Source organism: Bradyrhizobium frederickii (assembly GCF_004570865.1).
Taxonomy (GTDB): Bacteria; Pseudomonadota; Alphaproteobacteria; order Rhizobiales; family Xanthobacteraceae; genus Bradyrhizobium; species Bradyrhizobium frederickii.
The window spans coordinates 377,400-394,347 of sequence record NZ_SPQS01000002.1 but is presented as its reverse complement, the minus strand read 5'-3'; the positions used below and the strand labels follow the sequence as shown (position 1 = coordinate 394,347).

The 16,948-nt window shown below is 66.0% G+C and carries 16 protein-coding genes; 12 read left to right on the top strand and 4 right to left on the bottom strand.

The window, feature by feature from the left end:
* Positions 1 to 105 precede the first annotated feature (105 nt).
* The 12 genes from E4K64_RS04595 (at position 106) to E4K64_RS04540 (ending at position 13,989) form a co-directional block, all read left to right on the top strand.
* On the top strand, positions 106 to 1,701 hold the full coding sequence (locus E4K64_RS04595; protein ID WP_135162371.1) for an ABC transporter substrate-binding protein: 1,596 nt from the start codon (positions 106 to 108) through the stop codon (positions 1,699 to 1,701).
* Positions 1,702 to 1,805: 104 nt separating this feature from the next.
* The gene (locus tag E4K64_RS04590) at positions 1,806 to 2,786 is read left to right on the top strand and encodes an ABC transporter permease (protein ID WP_135162370.1); all 981 of its coding nucleotides are present in this window, start codon (positions 1,806 to 1,808) and stop codon (positions 2,784 to 2,786) included.
* A gap of 11 nt (positions 2,787 to 2,797) precedes the next feature.
* Positions 2,798 to 3,769, top strand: coding sequence for an ABC transporter permease (locus E4K64_RS04585; protein WP_135162369.1), 972 nt, complete (start codon positions 2,798 to 2,800; stop codon positions 3,767 to 3,769).
* A 28-nt stretch (positions 3,770 to 3,797) separates the two neighbouring features.
* Entirely contained in the window at positions 3,798 to 4,784 is a 987-nt protein-coding gene (locus E4K64_RS04580; protein WP_135162368.1) for an ABC transporter ATP-binding protein, read from the top strand.
* A complete protein-coding gene (locus E4K64_RS04575; RefSeq protein WP_126256471.1) occupies positions 4,781 to 5,770 on the top strand; it encodes an ABC transporter ATP-binding protein in 990 nt (329 codons plus the stop codon). The genes E4K64_RS04580 and E4K64_RS04575 overlap by 4 nt, the downstream gene beginning before the upstream one ends.
* An 81-nt stretch (positions 5,771 to 5,851) precedes the next feature.
* A complete protein-coding gene (locus E4K64_RS04570; protein ID WP_135162367.1) occupies positions 5,852 to 7,657 on the top strand; it encodes a gamma-glutamyltransferase family protein in 1,806 nt (601 codons plus the stop codon).
* A gap of 10 nt (positions 7,658 to 7,667) precedes the next feature.
* Positions 7,668 to 8,378 (top strand): DUF1028 domain-containing protein, encoded by a 711-nt coding sequence (locus E4K64_RS04565; RefSeq protein WP_135162366.1) that lies wholly within the window; start codon positions 7,668 to 7,670, stop codon positions 8,376 to 8,378.
* Complete coding sequence (locus E4K64_RS04560; RefSeq protein WP_135162365.1) at positions 8,375 to 9,364, top strand: ABC transporter ATP-binding protein; 990 nt, start codon at positions 8,375 to 8,377, stop codon at positions 9,362 to 9,364. Before E4K64_RS04565 ends, E4K64_RS04560 begins: the two co-directional genes overlap by 4 nt.
* Positions 9,364 to 10,470 carry an ABC transporter ATP-binding protein gene (locus E4K64_RS04555; protein ID WP_167771802.1) on the top strand — a complete coding sequence of 369 codons (1,107 nt, stop codon included), beginning with the start codon at positions 9,364 to 9,366 and terminating at the stop codon, positions 10,468 to 10,470. The genes E4K64_RS04560 and E4K64_RS04555 overlap by 1 nt, the downstream gene beginning before the upstream one ends.
* Positions 10,471 to 10,492: 22 nt before the next feature.
* Positions 10,493 to 12,001 (top strand): ABC transporter substrate-binding protein, encoded by a 1,509-nt coding sequence (locus tag E4K64_RS04550; protein ID WP_135162363.1) that lies wholly within the window; start codon positions 10,493 to 10,495, stop codon positions 11,999 to 12,001.
* Between the two features lie 157 nt (positions 12,002 to 12,158).
* On the top strand, positions 12,159 to 13,100 hold the full coding sequence (locus E4K64_RS04545) for an ABC transporter permease (protein WP_126256477.1): 942 nt from the start codon (positions 12,159 to 12,161) through the stop codon (positions 13,098 to 13,100).
* Between the two features lie 4 nt (positions 13,101 to 13,104).
* A complete protein-coding gene (locus E4K64_RS04540; protein WP_126256478.1) occupies positions 13,105 to 13,989 on the top strand; it encodes an ABC transporter permease in 885 nt (294 codons plus the stop codon).
* Between the two features lie 116 nt (positions 13,990 to 14,105).
* On the opposite strand, the gene cnbZ is transcribed toward E4K64_RS04540, so the two are convergent.
* From cnbZ to E4K64_RS41600, 4 genes are all read right to left on the bottom strand, one after another.
* The gene (gene cnbZ / locus E4K64_RS04535; RefSeq protein ID WP_135162362.1) at positions 14,106 to 14,849 is read right to left on the bottom strand and encodes a 2-amino-5-chloromuconate deaminase CnbZ; all 744 of its coding nucleotides are present in this window, start codon (positions 14,847 to 14,849) and stop codon (positions 14,106 to 14,108) included.
* A 9-nt stretch (positions 14,850 to 14,858) separates the two neighbouring features.
* A complete protein-coding gene (locus tag E4K64_RS04530) occupies positions 14,859 to 16,109 on the bottom strand; it encodes an adenylate/guanylate cyclase domain-containing protein (RefSeq protein ID WP_135162361.1) in 1,251 nt (416 codons plus the stop codon).
* Positions 16,106 to 16,489, bottom strand: coding sequence for a response regulator (locus E4K64_RS04525; protein WP_135162360.1), 384 nt, complete (start codon positions 16,487 to 16,489; stop codon positions 16,106 to 16,108). Before E4K64_RS04525 ends, E4K64_RS04530 begins: the two co-directional genes overlap by 4 nt.
* 108 nt (positions 16,490 to 16,597) lie before the next feature.
* Positions 16,598 to 16,726, bottom strand: coding sequence for a hypothetical protein (locus E4K64_RS41600; protein ID WP_283812309.1), 129 nt, complete (start codon positions 16,724 to 16,726; stop codon positions 16,598 to 16,600).
* Between the last annotated feature and the right edge of the window lie 222 nt (positions 16,727 to 16,948).

Below are 16,948 nucleotides of genomic sequence, written 5' to 3'. Positions count from 1 at the left end.
TTGCTGGAATGGCGCTTGCACCGGTCGAGAACTCTGGGCAACATGGATCAATCAGCCCCGCCGAACAATCAAAAATCATCGGCATGGCAGTGGAGAGGGTCAAGAATGTCACTAGGTCGAAGTCTGTTTGCGGCGACGCTCGCCGGTACGCTTGCGTTGGCGGTCACGCCGGCATCGAGCCAGACGCTCCGTTATGCCAACCAGGGTGACCTGAAGTCCCTTGATCCCTACACGCTCAACGAGAGCACGACCCACGCACATCTCGGTCACGTCTACCAAGGCCTCACCGCGCGCGACAAGGACCTCAAGGTCATTCCGGCGCTGGCAGAGAGCTGGGAAACTCCCGAGCCGACCCGCTGGCGCTTCCATTTGCGCAAGGGCGTGAAATTCCACAACGGCAATCCCTTCACCGCCGACGACGTCGTGTTCTCCGCCGATCGTGTCCGCAAGAAGGGGTCCAACATGCAGACCCGCCTCGCGCCCGACGTCAAGGTCGTCAAGGTCGACGACTACACCGTGGACTTCGTTCTGCCTTCGCCCAATCCCATCCTGCACAATTCGTGGGATGTCTGGTACATCATGAACAAGAAGTGGGCCGAGGAGAACAACGTCGTCGATCCGACGCCGGTGGCGGCGACCACGCCGAGCTACGCCTCGCTCAACGAGAACGGCACCGGCCCCTTCATCATCGAGAGCCATCAGCCCGGCGTGAAGACGGTGTTCAAGGCCAATCCCAATTACTGGGGCAAGATGGAAGGTAACCTGAAGGAGATCGTCTTCACCCCGATTTCCTCCGACGCCACCCGCGTCGCCGCACTGCTCTCCGGCGAAGTCGACGTCATCGAGCCTGTGCCGATCCAGGACATCTCCCGCGTCGATTCCAGCCCGAACGCCCAGGTGCTGAAGGGGCCGGAGCTGCGCACCATCTTCATCGGCTTCGACCAGACGCGCGATGAGCTGCTCTACTCCAACATCAAAGGCAAGAATCCGTTCAAGGACGCCCGAGTTCGCGAAGCCTTCTACAAGGCGATCGACATCGAGTTGATCAAGACGCGCGTGATGCGCGGGCTGTCGACGCCGTCGGCTCTGATGATCGCGCCGGAACTGTTCGTGCTGTCCAAGGAGTTCACGCGACCGAAATTCGACCCTGACGGCGCCAAGAAGCTCCTGACCGAAGCGGGTTATCCCGACGGCTTCGAGGTCACGATGGATTGCCCGAACGATCGCTACGTCAACGACGCCGCGATCTGCCAGGCGGTCGTCGGCATGCTCGCCCGCATCGGCGTCAAGATCAATCTTTTGGCGCAACCGAAGGCGCAATACTTCGCCAAGGTGCTCAAGCAAGGCGGCTACCAGACCTCGTTCTACCTCTTGGGCTGGACGCCGAGCACGATGGACTCGCACAACGTGCTGTACGACATCATGGGCTGCCGCGACGATGCGAAGTCCTCGCGCGGCGAGGCCAATCTCGGCGGCTATTGCAACAAGGAGTTCGACGCCATCACCGACAAGGTGCTGGTCGAGACCGACACCGCCAAGCGCAACCAGCTGATCAAGCAGGCCTACGACATCAGCATCAAGGACTGGGCCTACATTCCGCTGCATCAGCAGGCACTGGCCTGGGGCGTATCGAAAAAGGTCAACCTGCCGCAGCGCGCCGACAACCTGGTCATGTTCCACTGGGCGACCAAGAAGGAATAGCGTCAGTTGAACACGAGGTCCCGGCGCATCAGGCGTCCGGGACCTTTCCTTTTTCCGGCTGACAAAGTCGTCGGCCGCACGCACACCCAAGGATAGTGGAAGGCATGCTCGCTTTCACGCTTCGCCGCGCCGTTCAGGCCATCGGCGTCATGTTCGCCGTGGGCATCATCGCCTTCTCGATGTTCCGTTTCGCCGGCGACCCCGTCAACCAGATCGTCTCGATCGACACGTCGGCGGCCGAACGCGAAATCGTGCGTAAATCGCTCGGCCTCGACGATCCCGTGCCGGTGCAGTTCGTGCGCTACTTCGCCGATGCCGCGCAGTTCAAGTTCGGCGTCTCCTATCAGTTCCGCCAGCCGGTCTCGACGCTGTTGATGGAGCGGATGCCCGCCACGCTGGAACTTGCGATCTGCGCCACCGTCTTTGCAATGGTGTTCGGGATTCTGATGGGGGTCTATTCGGCGCTCAGGCGCGACACCGTGCTGGCCAAGCTGTTCCAGGCGGTTTCGCTTGTCGGCATCTCGTTGCCGACTTTCCTGATCGGCATTTTGCTGATCTATCTGTTCGCCGTGACACTCGGCTGGTTGCCCTCGTTCGGACGCGGCGAGGTAGTCAAGCTCGGCTGGTGGAGCACGGGCCTGCTCACGCTGTCGGGACTGAAGGCGTTGATCATGCCCTCGATCACCCTCGGCCTGTTCCAGATGACCTTGATCATGCGGCTGGTGCGCGCCGAGATGCTGGAGGTGCTGCGAACCGACTATATCCGCTTCGCTCGCGCCCGGGGATTGACCACCCGCGCCATCCATTTCGGCCACGCGCTGAAGAACACGCTGATTCCCGTGATCACGGTGGCCGGACTTCAGTTTGGCTCGGTTATTGCATTTTCGATCATCACCGAAACCGTGTTCCAATGGCCGGGCATGGGACTTTTGTTCGTGCAGGCCGTGCAAAACGTCGACATCCCGATCATGGCCGCCTACCTGCTGATGGTTTCGCTGATCTTCGTCACCATCAATCTGGTGGTCGACATCCTCTACACCGTGGTCGATCCGCGCCTCCGCGCGACCGTCGGCCGCGCCTCATAAGGCAGCCCTGCATGTCCGACGCAGTCGCCTCCAATCCCGACAAGCAGAGCGCGCCGCCCGCCCAGGCCGGCCGCAGCTGGCTGAGCCGCGCGCTCGACAGCGACGTCTTCTATTCGTTCCGCCGATCCAAGCTGACCATGGTGGCGGCGGCCATTACCGTGCTGTTCTTCCTGCTCGCGATCTTTGCATCCGCCCTCGCGGTGCAAAACCCGTTCGATCCGGCGCAGCTCCAGTTGATGAACTCGCGCATCTCGCCGCTCTGGACCGCCGACGGCCAGAGCCCGTTCCTGCTCGGCACCGACGAGCAGGGCCGCGACGTGTTTTCCGCCATCCTCTACGGCATGCGCATCTCGCTCATGGTGGGCGTCGCCGGCGTGATCTTCGCCGGCGCGCTCGGCATCGCGCTCGGCCTGATCGCCGGCTATTTCGGCGGCGCGGTCGACGGCGTGATCATGCGGATCGCCGACGTGCAGCTCACGTTCCCTGCCATTTTGATCGCGCTGCTGGTCGACGGCATCGCCAAATCCATCTTCGGCAACCGGCTGGATGCCACCAGCATGCTGGTGGTGCTGGTGATCTCGATCGGCCTGAGTTTCTGGGTGGGGTATGCCCGAACGGTGCGCGGCTCCGTGATGGTCGAGAAGAACAAGGACTACGTGGCTGCCGCGCAGCTGATCGGCCTGCCCGCACCGAAGATCATGCTGCGCCACGTGCTGCCCAACACGATGGGCCCGATCCTCGTCATCGCCACCATCAACCTGGCGCTCGCCATCATCACCGAGGCGACGCTGTCCTTCCTCGGCGTCGGCCTGCCCGACACGATGCCCTCGCTCGGCACGCTGATCCGCATCGGCAACAATTATCTGTTCGCGGGCGAATGGTGGATCGTCGCCTTCCCGGGCCTGGCTCTGGCCGGCCTGATCCTGTCGATCAATTTGCTCGGCGACTGGCTGCGCGACGCGCTCAATCCGAAACTCCGATGAGCAACACTTCGATGAGTACGCCTCGCTCATGACCGAACCCATTCTCTCCGTGCGCAACCTCCAGGTGGAGTTCGCCTCCCGCCGCGGCACGCTGCGCGCTATCGACGGCGTCTCCTTCGACATCGCCAAGGGCGAGGTGCTGGGCGTGGTCGGCGAATCCGGCGCCGGCAAATCCGTCACCGGCCTCGCCGTGATCGGGCTGATCGATCCCCCCGGCCGCATCGCCGGCGGCGAGATTCGGCTCGCCGGCCAGCGCATCGACCATCTGCCGCCAGAGGAGATACGCCGCATCCGGGGCAAGCGGATCGGCATGATCTTCCAGGACCCCCTCACCTCGCTCAATCCGCTCTACCGGGTCGGCGACCAGATCATCGAGACGATCAGGACCCACCTGGACCTGTCCGAATCCGCCGCCCGCCGCCGCGCCATCGACCTGCTCGCCGAGGTCGGCATTCCCGCGCCGGACAGGCGCATCGACGGCTATCCGCACGAATTCTCCGGCGGCATGCGTCAGCGCGTGGTAATCGCGCTCGCGATCTGCGCCGAGCCCGAGCTGATCATCGCCGACGAGCCGACCACCGCGCTCGACGTCTCCGTGCAGGCGCAGATCATCTCGCTGATCAAGCGGCTCGGCCGCGACCACGGCACCGCCGTGATGCTGGTGACGCACGACATGGGCGTGATCGCGGAGACCTCGGACCGCGTCGCGGTAATGTATGCCGGCCGTGTCGCCGAGATCGGTCCGGTGCAGGATGTCGTCAGAAATCCGCTGCACCCCTACGCCAAGGGCTTGATGGGCGCGATTCCGACGCTGGCCGGCGACGACAAGCGCCTCCAGCAGATCCCCGGTTCGATGCCGCGCCTCTCGGCGATCCCGCGCGGCTGTTCGTTCAATCCGCGCTGCGCCTTCGCCTTCGACCGCTGCCGGGTCGAGCGGCCGGAGCCGCAGCCGCGCGGCGCGCAATCGGTCGCCTGCCACCTCTACGACAACGTGCCGGCGGAGAGCGCGGCATGAGCGCCCCCTTCGTTCAGGCCACAAATCTGCGCCGGGTGTTCGACGTCTCGAAACCCTGGCTCAACCGCGTGCTCGAAGGCGGGCACCTCGAATATCTCAAGGCGGTCGATCACGTCACCTTCGACATCAGGAAGGGTGAGACGTTTGCGCTGGTCGGCGAATCCGGATCGGGCAAGACCACGGTGGCACGGATGGTCGTGGGGCTGCTGCCGCCGAGCGCGGGCGACGTCCTGATCGACGGCGTCTCGATGACCGATCCGCGGCAGGCGCCGGCGCGGCGAAAGCTGCGCCGCCGCATCCAGATGATCTTCCAGGATCCCTATGCGAGCCTGAACCCGCGCTTCCGCGTCGACGCCATCATCTCCGAGCCGATCCGCGCCTTCGACCTGATCCAGGGCGAGCGCGACATCCAGGCCCGCGTCGCCGAGCTGCTCACCCTGGTCGGCCTGCATCCCGACGACCGGCTGAAGTTTCCGCACGAATTCTCCGGCGGCCAGCGCCAGCGGATCGCGATTGCGCGGGCGCTCGCCTCGGATGCCGAGTTCATCGTCTGCGACGAGCCGACCTCCGCGCTCGACGTCTCGGTGCAGGCGCAGATCCTCAACCTGATGCGCGACCTCCAGGACAAGTTCGGCCTGACCTACATGTTCATCAGCCACAACCTCGCCGTGGTCCGCCACATGGCGAGCCGCGTCGGCGTGATGTATCTCGGCCGCATCGTCGAGATCGCGGAGGGGCGCGAGTTGTTCGCCAATCCGCGCATGCCCTACACCAAGATGCTGCTGGGCGCGGTGCCCGACCTCGCCATGAGCGGCCGCCAGCGCATTCCGGTGAAGGGCGAGATCCCGAACCCGATCAACCCGCCCTCCGGCTGCGCCTTCAATCCGCGCTGCCCGCTGGCGTTCGAGCTCTGCCGCAAGGAGGCCCCGGAACTGATCGGCGGCGTCGCCTGCCATGCGGTCAACACCGCGCCGGTCCCGGCGTGACGCGCGCGTGCCATGCAGCCTGCGCATTTGGCGACGGCCTGCCCCTGTGATCAATTGCGCGCGCCGCAGATGAGGTAGCCCATGGCCAGCAACGTCAATCCCGATCCCTTTACGACGCGCCCCGAGATCGAGGGCACGTTCGGGGTCGTCGCCACCACGCACTGGATCGCGACCGCCATCGGCATGGCCATCCTCGAAAAGGGCGGCAACGCCTTCGACGCCGGCGTCGCCACCGCCTTCACGCTCCAGGTGGTCGAGCCGCATCTGAACGGCCCCGGCGGCGACGTGCCCGTCATCGTGCACGATGTGAAGCGCGGCCGCACCGAGGTGATCTGCGGCCAGGGCCCGGCGCCGGCGCGCGCCACCATCGCGCACTACAGGAGCGAGGGGCTCGACATGGTGCCCGGCACCGGCCTGCTCGCGGCCTGCGTCCCCGGCACGTTCGAATCCTGGATGATGCTGCTGCGCGACTACGGCACGATGCGCGTGCGCGACGTGCTGGAGCCCGCGATCTCCTATGCGCGCGACGGCTACCCGCTGGTGGAGCGCGCCTGCGCCACGATCCAGACCGTCGAGCAATTGTTCCGCAAGCACTGGCCGACCTCCGCCGCTGTCTACCTGCCGAACGGCGAGGTGCCGAAGCCCGGCACGCTCTTCACCAACAAGACACTGGCTGCGACCTACGCCCGGATCCTCAGCGAGGCGGAAAGCGGCGGCGGTGGCCGTGATGCCGAAATCGAGCGGGCGCGCAAAGCCTGGTCGCAAGGCTTCGTCGCCGAGGCCATCGACAGGTTCTGCCGGACCCAGGAGGTGATGGACGTCAGCGGCTCGCCGCATCGCGGTGTGCTTTCCGCCGACGACATGGCGCGCTGGCAGCCGACCATCGAGGCGCCGCTCACCTACGATTATGGCCGCTACACCGTGTGCAAGGCCGGCGTCTGGAGCCAGGGCCCGGTGACGCTGCAACAGCTGGCGCTCCTGAAGGGCTTTCCGCTCGATGGGCTCGACCCGACGGGGCCTGAGTTCATCCATCTGCAGATCGAATGCGCCAAGCTTGCATTTGCCGATCGCGAGAAGTTCTACGGCGACCCTAAGTTCAACGAGATCCCGATCACGACGCTGCTGTCGGACGCCTACAACGACGAACGCCGCAAGCTCGTTACCGACCGGGCCTCGCTCGACTTCCGCCCCGGCGCGGTGGAGGGCTTTGGCGGCGTCGTCAAGCTGCGCCGCGCCGAGGGCCAGCGCGAGGCCGTCGGCGCGCTCGGTGCCGGCGAGCCGACCGTCGGGCGCTTCGGCGAGGTGCGCGGCGACACCGTGCATTTCGACATCATCGACAAGGCCGGCAATATGATCTCCTCGACGCCGTCGGGCGGCTGGCTGCAATCCTCGCCGATCATTCCGGAGCTCGGCTTTTGCCTTGGCAGCCGCGCTCAAATGTTCTGGCTGGAGGAGGATCATCCGGCGGCGCTTGCGCCCGGCAAGCGGCCGCGCACGACGCTGTCGCCGACCATGGCGCTGCGCGACGGCGAGCCTTACCTCGCCTGGGGCTCGCCCGGCGGTGACCAGCAGGATCAGTGGATCACGCAGTTCTTCCTGCGCCACGTCCATTGCAATCTCAATCTCCAGGAGGCGATCGACGCACCGGCCTGGCACTCCGAGCATTTCCCGATCTCGTTCTGGCCGCGCACCGCGCGCCCCGGCGTGCTCGTGGTCGAGAACCGCGTGCCCAAGGCGACGATCGAGAATCTGCGCGAGCGCGGACACATCGTCGAGGTCGGCCCCGACTGGTCCGAAGGCCGCCTCACCGCGGCCTCGCGTGTCGGTCCGCGCCGGCGCGCCGCCGCCAATCCGCGCGGCATGCAAGGTTACGCCGCGGGGCGCTGATAGGCAGCACATGACCTGGTCGATCATCGCGCGAGATCCTGCCACCGCCCAGTTCGGCATCGCGGTCGCGACCCGCTTCTTCGCCGTCGGCGCCCGCGTGCCCTACATCGCGGCCGGCCTCGGGGCTATCGCGACGCAGGCTTTCGTCAATCCCTATTACGGCATCGACGGGGTCAAGCTCCTGCGCGAGGGTCTCAACGCCCACCACGTGCTCGCAACGCTGCTCGCGGCGGACGACGGCCGCGAAAGCCGGCAGGTCCACATCATGGATGCGAGCGGCGCAATCGCCGCGCATACCGGCCGCGACTGCATCGACTGGTGTGGCCACATCGCAGGCAGCGACTTCTCGATCGCGGGCAACATGCTCGCAGGCGCCGACGTGCTCGCCGAGACGGCAAAGACCTATCTCGCCAACGACAGCCTGCCCTTCCCGCGCCGCCTGCTCGCGGCGATGCGCGCAGGGGAGGCCGCCGGCGGCGACAAGCGCGGCAAGCAGTCCGCCGCGCTGCTAATCCACGGCGAGGAGGAATGGCCGGCGCTGGACATTCGCGCCGACGATCATCCCGACCCGCTCGGCGAGCTCGAACGGCTCGAACGCGTCAGCCACGAGCTCTGGGTACACTTCCGGCCCTCCATGCCGACGCGAAAGAACCCGGCCGGCAACACCGATCGCAGCGTCATCGACGCCAGCATCGCCGCAAGCCGCGCACGACGCTCATGAGCGCGAGCCCTCTCATCGAGATCAGGGACCTGCGCATCCGTTTCCACGGCGACGACGGCCGCATCACCCACGCGGTCGACAGCGTCGATCTCAGCGTGGCCAACGGCGCGACGCTGGGCCTCGTCGGCGAGTCCGGCTGCGGCAAGAGCGTCACGTCGCTGGCGATCATGGGCCTCTTGCCGAAGCAAAGCGCCGAGATATCCGGCGCGATCCGCTTCGACGGGCTCGATCTCCTGCAGACGACGGACCAGACCCTGCGCGACCTGCGCGGCAACCGGCTCGCGATGATCTTCCAGGAGCCGATGACCTCGCTCAATCCGAGCTTCACGATCGGCGACCAGATCATCGAGACCATCTTGCGCCATCGCGGCGGCTCACGTCGCAGCGCGCGCGAGCGGACGATCGAGCTGTTGCGCCGCGTCCACATCCCCTCGCCCGAACGGCGCATCGACGAATATCCGCACAAGCTGTCCGGCGGCATGCGCCAGCGCGTGATGATCGCGATGGCGCTGGCCTGCGATCCGCACCTCTTGATCGCCGATGAGCCGACCACGGCGCTCGACGTCACCCTGCAGGCCCAGATCCTGGAGCTGATGCGCGAGCTGAAGGAGGCCAGCGGCGCCGCCATCATCCTGATCACCCACGATCTCGGCGTCGTCGCCGAAGTCTGCGACGAGGTCGCGGTGATGTATGCCGGAGAGATCGTCGAGCGCGCACCGGTGGACGACCTGTTCTCCGCCCCGCAGCATCCTTACACAGTGGGCCTGCTCGGCTCGATCCCGCGGCTCGACCATCGCGCCGCGCAGCTTGCGACGATCGAAGGCATGGTGCCGAACATGGCGCAGCCGCCGGCCGGCTGCCGCTTCGCCGCGCGCTGCCCGTTCGTGCTGGACGCCTGCACCCGTGCGCCGCCGCCATTGGTCGAAGTCAGCCCCGGCCATCTCTCGCGCTGCATCCGCGCGCCGCTCGAACGTCTGGTGGCGTGATGGCGCTGCTCGAGGTCAGAGGCCTGATCAAGCATTTCGTCGCCCAGCGCTCGCTGTTCGGGCGGCCGCTGGCGCACGTCAAGGCGGTCGACGGTGTTTCCTTCTCGCTCGAGGCCGGCAAGACGCTGGCGCTGGTCGGCGAATCCGGTTGCGGCAAATCCACCGTCAGCCGTCTCGTGCTGCGGCTGATCGAGCCGGATGCGGGCACGGTGCGCTTCAATGGTCGCGACCTGCTCGCGCTCGACGCCGGCGGCTTGCGCGCCTTCCGCCGCGAGGCGCAGATCATCTTCCAGGACCCCTATGCCTCGCTCAATCCGCGCATGACGGTCGGCCAGATCCTGACCGAACCGCTGGCCCTTCACGATCTCGTGCCGCCGGCACAGCGCCGCGCGCGCGTCGCCGAGCTGCTGCGGCTGGTCGGGCTGGAGCCGCGACTGGCCCGGCGCTATCCGCACGAATTCTCCGGCGGCCAACGCCAGCGCATCGCCATCGCCCGCGCGCTCGCGGTCGAGCCGAAGCTGATCATCTGCGACGAGCCGGTCTCGGCGCTCGACGTCTCGATCCGCGCGCAGATCCTCAACCTGCTGCGCGAGCTGCAGGACCGGCTCGGCCTCGCTTACATCTTCGTCTCGCACGACCTCGCCGTGGTCAAGCACATCGCCGACCATGTGGCGGTGATGAATCTCGGCCAGATCGTCGAGACGGCGGAAGCCGACGCGCTGTTCGCCGCGCCGCGCCACCCCTATAGCCGCGCGCTGCTGTCCGCGATCCCGCTGCCGCAGCCGAAGGCGAAACGAACGACGGTCCTGCTGGAGGGCGAGATCCCGAGCGCGCTCAATCCTCCGGCCGGCTGCCGCTTCCACACCCGCTGCCCGTTCGTGATCGAGCGTTGCCGCAGCGAGGCGCCGAAGCTCACGGCGGACGGCACCGGCCATGCCACCGCCTGTCACCGCACGGCAGAGCTGCCGTCTGCCGATGCCATTCTGCCGGTAGCGGGCGGATTTTCGCCGGCGCTTGCAAAATTGGTCGCGGCCTTCAGCCAAAAGACGGAAGGCGGGAGCTTCGCCGGGGTTGGTATACAAGACGCCGCGTCCACAACGAAATAGCCGAAGCAATGGGGATTGTCCGATGAAGATGTTACGCTTGGCCGCAGCGGCCGCCGCCCTCCTGTTGTCGATCGGAGCCGTGCAGGCTCAGACCACGCTTCGCATCGGCCTCGCCGAGGATCCCGATATCCTCGATCCGACGATGGCGCGCACCTATGTCGGCCGCATCGTGTTCTCCGCCTTATGCGACAAGCTGTTCGACATCGACGAGAAGCTCAACATCGTGCCGCAGCTTGCGCTGTCGAGCGAGACCGTCGACGACGGCAAGGGCCTTGTCATCAAGCTTCGTCCCGGCGTGAAATTCCACGACGGCGAGCCGCTCGATGCCGAGGCCGCCAAGTTCTCGCTGGAACGCCACCTGACGTTCCCCGGCTCGTTTCGCAAGCCGGAGCTGGCCTCGGTCGATCACATCGAGGTCGTCGATCCCCTCACCGTCAAGCTGGTGCTGAAGTCGCCGTTCTCGCCGCTGCTCGCCCAGCTCACCGACCGCGCCGGGATGATGATGTCGCCGAAGGCAGCGAAAGAGGCCGGCGACAAGTTCGGCCTGCGCCCGGTCTGCGCCGGTCCCTACAAATTCATCGAGCGCGTGCAGCAGGACCGCATCGTGTTCGAGAAGTTCGCAGACTATTGGAACAAGGACAACGTCTTCATCGACAAGATCGTGTTCCAGCCGATCGTCGATGGCACCGTGCGGCTGGCGAACCTGAAATCCGGCGGCCTCGACCTGATCGAGCGCGTGCTCGCCACTGATCTGAAGGAGGTGCGCGCCGACTCGCGTCTGAAGGTCGCGACCGCGATCGAGCTCGGCTATCAGGGCGTCACGCTCAACATCGGCAAGGACAAGGCCAAGGGACCGCTCAGCCAATCCGCCAAGGTGCGCCAGGCGCTCGACCTCGCCATCGACCGCGAGGCGATCAACCAGGTCGTGTTCAACGGCGAGTTTCAGGTCGGCAATCAATGGGTCAACCCTGATCACCCCTATTATCAGAAATCGCTTCCGGTCCGTCCCCGCAACGTCGAGAAGGCCAAGGCGCTGCTGAAGGAAGCCGGCGTGACGCCGCCGGTCAGCGTCGATTTCCTAGTGCCCAAGGGCGTGGAGACCGAGACGCCGGCGCAGGTGATCCAGTCCATGGCGGCGGAAGCCGGGTTCGACATGAAGATACGCCTCACCGAATTCGCAACCGGGCTGAAGCAGGCCGAGACCGGCGACTACCAGGCCTACATGCTCGCCTGGAGCGGCCGCGTTGATCCGGATGGGAACACTTTCGTGTTCCTGCACAATGGTGCGCCGCAGAACTACGGCGCGTGGAATAATCCGCAGGCCGACAAGGCGCTGGAGGATGCGCGGCTGGTCACCGATCCCGCCAAGCGCAAGGCGAGCTACGAGACGCTCGCCAGACTGGTGCAGGAGGAGGAGCCGCTGCTCTACCTCTACCACCGCCGCATCATCATCGCGCACACGACCAGGCTCGAAGGCTACAAGCAGATGCCTGACGGTCTCGTCCGCGTGGTTGGGCTGAAGCTGAAGTGATGAACGTGCCGATGCACGCGTGTCCCGGACGCGGCGCAGCGCGGAAGCGCTGCTCCGCAGAGCCGGGACCCACGGCGACGACGAACCGTGGCAGCTGGGTCCCGGTTCAGCGGCGCAACATTGCATGTTGCGCCGCGCCCGGGACACCGGTGCGACCATGCTGAACTTCCTCGCCCGCCGCCTTGCGCAGATCGTGCCGACGCTATTCTTCGTCTCGGTGCTGATCTTCTCGCTGCAGCAATTGCTGCCGGGCGATCCCGCGCTGGTCATGGCGGGCGAAGAGCGCGACCCCGCGGTGATCGAGCAGATCCGCCGCCAGTACCGGCTCGATCAGCCCGTGCCGGTGCAGTACGTCTACTGGATCAAGGGCGTGCTCTCGGGCGATTTCGGCGAGTCGCTGCGCAACAAGATGCCGGTGCGCGAGCTGATCGCGCAGAAGCTGCCGGTGACCTTGCAGCTGGGTTCGATGGCGATCTTGATCGCCTTCCTGATCGGCATTCCCGCCGGCATCGTCGCCGCCGTGAAGAAGGGGTCGGCCTGGGACTATTGCGCGAACCTGTTTGCGCTGTGGGGCATCTCGACGCCGAACTTCTGGCTCGGGATCATGCTGATCTTCCTGTTCTCGATCGAGCTCGGCTGGCTGCCGGCGTCCGGCTACGTGCCGCTCACCGAGAACTGGCGCGCCAGCCTGGCGGTCACCATCATGCCGGCCTTCGTGCTCGGCAATGCGATTGCCGCGGTCCTGATGCGGCATACGCGCAGCGCCATGCTTCAGGTGCTGGAAAGCGACTACGTCCGCACCGCGCGCGCCAAGGGACTGTTGGAGCGCTCGGTGATCCTCAAGCACGCCATGCGCAACGCGCTGACGCCCGTCATCACCCTCGGCGCGCTCGAGCTCGGCACGCTGCTGTCCGGCGCCGTCCTGACCGAGCAGATCTTCTCCATTCCCGGCTTCGGCAAGCTGATCGTGGATGCCGTGTTCAACCGCGACTATGCCGTGGTGCAGGGCGTGGTGCTGGTGACCGCCACGATCTACATCACGCTGAACCTCGTGGCCGACATCGCCTACATCCTCGTCAATCCAAGGCTTCGGGGCTAGATTCATGACCGACGCCGCGCTGCCGAGCCCCCTTACGCACGCCGACGAGCTGGACAGCCCGGCCCGCCGCGCGCGTCGGCGGCTGTTCAAGCGCAAGGCGGCGGTGTTCGGGCTCATCGTGCTCACGATGTTCATCCTGCTCGCCGTGCTGGCCCCGCTCATCGTGCCCTATGATCCCATCGCGACGAGCTGGAGCCTGGTACGCAAGCCGCCCAATGCGGCGCACTGGTTCGGCACCGACGAGCTCGGCCGCGACATTCTCAGCCGCATCGTCTACGGCGCGCGCGCCTCGCTGCTGGCGGGCCTCATCTCGGTTGCGATTGCGCTCGGCATCGGCGTTCCGCTCGGCCTCCTCGCCGGTTATCGCGGCGGCTTCCTCGACGCGCTGATCAGCCGGGTCACGGATGCGATGCTGGCATGCCCGTTCCTGATCCTGGCGATCGCGCTGGCGGCGTTCCTCGGGCCGAGCCTCGGCAATGCCATGATCGCAATCGGCATATCGGCAACCCCGATCTTCATCCGCCTGACCCGCGGTCAGGTCCTCGTGGTCAAGGCCGAGGACTATGTCGAGGCGGCGCGCGCGCTCGGCAATCCGCCGTGGCGGATCGCGCTCTCGCATATCCTGCCGAACATCCTGCCCGCGCTGCTGGTGCAGGCGACGCTCTCGATCGCCGCCGCCATCATCGCCGAGGCTGCGCTGTCGTTCCTCGGCCTCGGCCAGCAACCACCGGCACCGTCCTGGGGCAGCATGCTCAACGCCGCGCAACGCTTCCTGACGCAGGCGCCTTGGATGGCGATCTGGCCCGGACTTGCGATCTTCCTTGTGGTGTTGTCGCTGAACCTGCTCGGCGACGGCCTGCGCGATGCGCTGGATCCGCGGCAGCGCTAGTTGTTCCTCATGGTGAGGAGCGCGCCCTTCGCGCGCGTCTCGAACCATGAAGGCCCCGTTGTCGCCTGCGGCCATCCTGGAGACGCGGCCTGACGGCCGCCCTCAGGACGAGGATCTCAGATCACGGCTTCCCGCATCACGCGGCGGCAATCCATCTCGTATTCGAGATCGACCACCGGAGGCCGGGCGAAATGCCAGGTCAGGCCGGAGCGCAGCGCGCCGCGCCGAACCAGCTCGTCGGCCAGCGCGTGATGGAAGTCGTGAACGGAATAGGCCTGGACGCCGGTGGTGTCCTTCCATCCAAAACCGAACGCCGCCATCCGGGTCTCCATCTGCGAGGTGGTGAAGCGCACCTTCTCGCGCAGGCCCTCCGGGCTGAGATCGCGATAACGCACCGTGCGCTCGACATAGGTCCCGCTGCCCTCGCGCGCCTCGGCGCCGCCGGCGATGACGAAAGACGGGGCCTTGGAGCGGGTCGGCCGCGTGAACGAGAATGCATAGAACGATGGTTCGGACGGCGGCTCGATCTCGGGACAAACATTGCTGCGCGCCACGGGATTGGTGGTGCCGTCGAAGATGCCCCATTCGGACAGCGTCTTCACATAGTGCAGGTTGAACGCGCGAAAGCCCTCCTCGCTGAAGGCCGCCGGTGAGCGCAGCTCGCAGGCACAGAACGCCGTCAGCGGTCGCCCTGCTTCCTGGATGAACTTCGCCGCCAGCGCGAAACCTTCAGCGAGCGGCACCAGACGATCGAAGCGGACGCGCTCGATTTCGTAACCGTCATCCGCGGCTGCACCCGCAGAATATTGAAACACCGACGGAATGAAGCGGTAATTGCCGGAGGGGAAATCGCGGATCATGACGTACTCCTATTCAAGCTGCATGCGAATGCCCTTGGCGCCGTTGAGCAGGCGCTTCAGGTGAAAGCCGGCCAGGGAATCGTCGGCATGCATGCCGACCAGCGCGGCAAAGGCGGGCATGGCCGCGGCGTCGCCGGCCGCCATCTTGGCGAAAGCCTCCGCATACAGCGCGGTTTCCGGCGCCTCGTATTTTGCCGGCGGCAACGGCTCGAACGCGCGCAACGGCTCGCTGCGTCCGCGCAGCATCAGCTCACCCACAGGGCGCCCTTGAAATTTCTCAGCCGCCTCGGCGACGCTGGCGCTGACGCAGATGCGCGTCCCAAGATGCTTGTTGGCGGCCTCCAGCCGCGCCGCGATGTTGATGGAATCCCCATACGCGGTGTAGTCGAAGTAGCGGTTGCCGCCGAAATTACCGACCAGCGCCGCCCCGGCGTGAATGCCGATGCGGGTCGCACCAAAGGTGATGCCCGTCGCATGTTGCCGCGCGCGGAACTCCTGCGCCCAAGCATCGAGCTCGTGGGCGCAGGCGACCGCGCGCGTGGCATAATCCGGCTGATCCCCTGGCGCGTTGAAGAGCACCTGGATGGCATCGCCAATGATCTTTGCGACCGTCCCCTCATGCGCGAAGACGATTTCGGTCATGCCGCCGACATACTCGTTGAGCAGCTTGCCCAATGCCTCGGGCGGGGCGGTCTCGACCAGCGAGGTGAAGCCCGTAATGTCGGTGAAAATGGTGGCGACATCTCGCCACTGCACTTCGATTCCCTCGCCCTCGCCGCTGGCGGCCAGACGCTTGGCCAGCTCGGGCGAGAAATGACGCGACAGCGCGGCATGGGCGCGCTCGGCTTCCATCTGCCGTCGCCGCACCTCGCGCAGCATCTCGATGTGCCGGATCGTCTTGCCGATCGTGGCTTCCAGATCGGCGAAGTCGATCGGCTTGGTCAGGAAGTCGAACGCGCCGCGGTTCATGGCGGTTCGAATGTTGCTCATGTCGCCATAGGCGGAGACGATGATGGTCGACTTCTTGTCCTCGGCTTCCTGGAGCTTCGTGAGCAGCGACAGCCCGTCCATCCGGGGCATGTTGATGTCCGAAACCACCATGTCGACCTGCGGGTGCTGCTCGAGCGCAGCCAGTGCCTCGAGACCGTCGCGGGCGAACATGATAGTCACCTCTCCGTCGCGGATCTGCCTGCGGAATTTTTGCAGGACCAGCGCCTCGAGATCCGGCTCGTCGTCGACGAAGAGGAGGGTCGTGCTCATGCGGCTTGCTCGAGCCTCGTGTCGATTTCCTGTCGCAGCAAGGCAAAGTCGATAGGCTTGGTGAGCAGCCCGACGGCGCCGCGCTCGATCGCCTTCCGCCGCGTCTCGGCATCGCCATAGGCCGTGATCATGATGACGGGAACGTCCGGGTGCGCGGCACGCACCTTCGGCAGCATGTCCAGCCCGCTCATGCCGGGCATGTTGATGTCGGACAGGATCAACGAGGGGGCGCGAACCTCGGCGGCGCGCTTGAGCGCATCGGGCGCGGAGGTGGCGAACTCCATCTGGAAGCGGCCTGCGCGCAACTCGCGCCGGAACTGCTGCCGGAACAGCGCCTCGACGTCGGGCTCGTCGTCGACGACCAGGATGTAAACGTTCACGACTTGCCTCCGGACGTGCCGCCCGCCGCCATCGTGCGCGGCAGGGTGATGATGAATTCGGTAATACACCGGGCGCGGTATTCACGTCGATGGTGCCGCCGTGCTGCTTCACGACGATATCATGGCGTCGAGCGATCGCCGCAGTTGGGAGGTCCGCTGCTCAACCTTCTTTTCCTCGTTGAACTGGAAGACCTCAAACAGGCCGTTGGCCAGCAGCGCGACGGCGACGACGGCCACGAACAGCGCAACGTGTTTGGTGAACAGCCGCGTCCTGATCGCCCGTCCCGCAGCCGCGCCGGAGACAGCGCCGGCCGGAGCCGCGCTCGGCAGCGTCCTAGCTTGCGGGGCGTCGGACGGAGGGAACGGCTCATCCCGCGGAACCTACCAAGAAGGCTGGGCCTTGTCTTTCGCAGGCGCGAGAAGGCCCTGCGGCTGCGGCCGCCGAACGGTCGAGGCCGT

Coding starts and splice junctions, on each gene's coding strand:
- E4K64_RS04545 (WP_126256477.1), top strand. CDS start 12,159: ATGCTGAACTTCCTCGCCCGCCGCCTTGCGCAGATCGTGCCGACGCTA.
- E4K64_RS04560 (WP_135162365.1), top strand. CDS start 8,375: ATGAGCGCGAGCCCTCTCATCGAGATCAGGGACCTGCGCATCCGTTTC.
- cnbZ (WP_135162362.1), bottom strand. CDS start 14,849: ATGATCCGCGATTTCCCCTCCGGCAATTACCGCTTCATTCCGTCGGTG.
- E4K64_RS04530 (WP_135162361.1), bottom strand. CDS start 16,109: ATGAGCACGACCCTCCTCTTCGTCGACGACGAGCCGGATCTCGAGGCG.
- E4K64_RS04585 (WP_135162369.1), top strand. CDS start 2,798: ATGTCCGACGCAGTCGCCTCCAATCCCGACAAGCAGAGCGCGCCGCCC.
- E4K64_RS04540 (WP_126256478.1), top strand. CDS start 13,105: ATGACCGACGCCGCGCTGCCGAGCCCCCTTACGCACGCCGACGAGCTG.
- E4K64_RS04570 (WP_135162367.1), top strand. CDS start 5,852: ATGGCCAGCAACGTCAATCCCGATCCCTTTACGACGCGCCCCGAGATC.
- E4K64_RS04565 (WP_135162366.1), top strand. CDS start 7,668: ATGACCTGGTCGATCATCGCGCGAGATCCTGCCACCGCCCAGTTCGGC.
- E4K64_RS04590 (WP_135162370.1), top strand. CDS start 1,806: ATGCTCGCTTTCACGCTTCGCCGCGCCGTTCAGGCCATCGGCGTCATG.
- E4K64_RS04555 (WP_167771802.1), top strand. CDS start 9,364: ATGGCGCTGCTCGAGGTCAGAGGCCTGATCAAGCATTTCGTCGCCCAG.
- E4K64_RS04550 (WP_135162363.1), top strand. CDS start 10,493: ATGAAGATGTTACGCTTGGCCGCAGCGGCCGCCGCCCTCCTGTTGTCG.
- E4K64_RS04580 (WP_135162368.1), top strand. CDS start 3,798: ATGACCGAACCCATTCTCTCCGTGCGCAACCTCCAGGTGGAGTTCGCC.
- E4K64_RS04575 (WP_126256471.1), top strand. CDS start 4,781: ATGAGCGCCCCCTTCGTTCAGGCCACAAATCTGCGCCGGGTGTTCGAC.
- E4K64_RS04595 (WP_135162371.1), top strand. CDS start 106: ATGTCACTAGGTCGAAGTCTGTTTGCGGCGACGCTCGCCGGTACGCTT.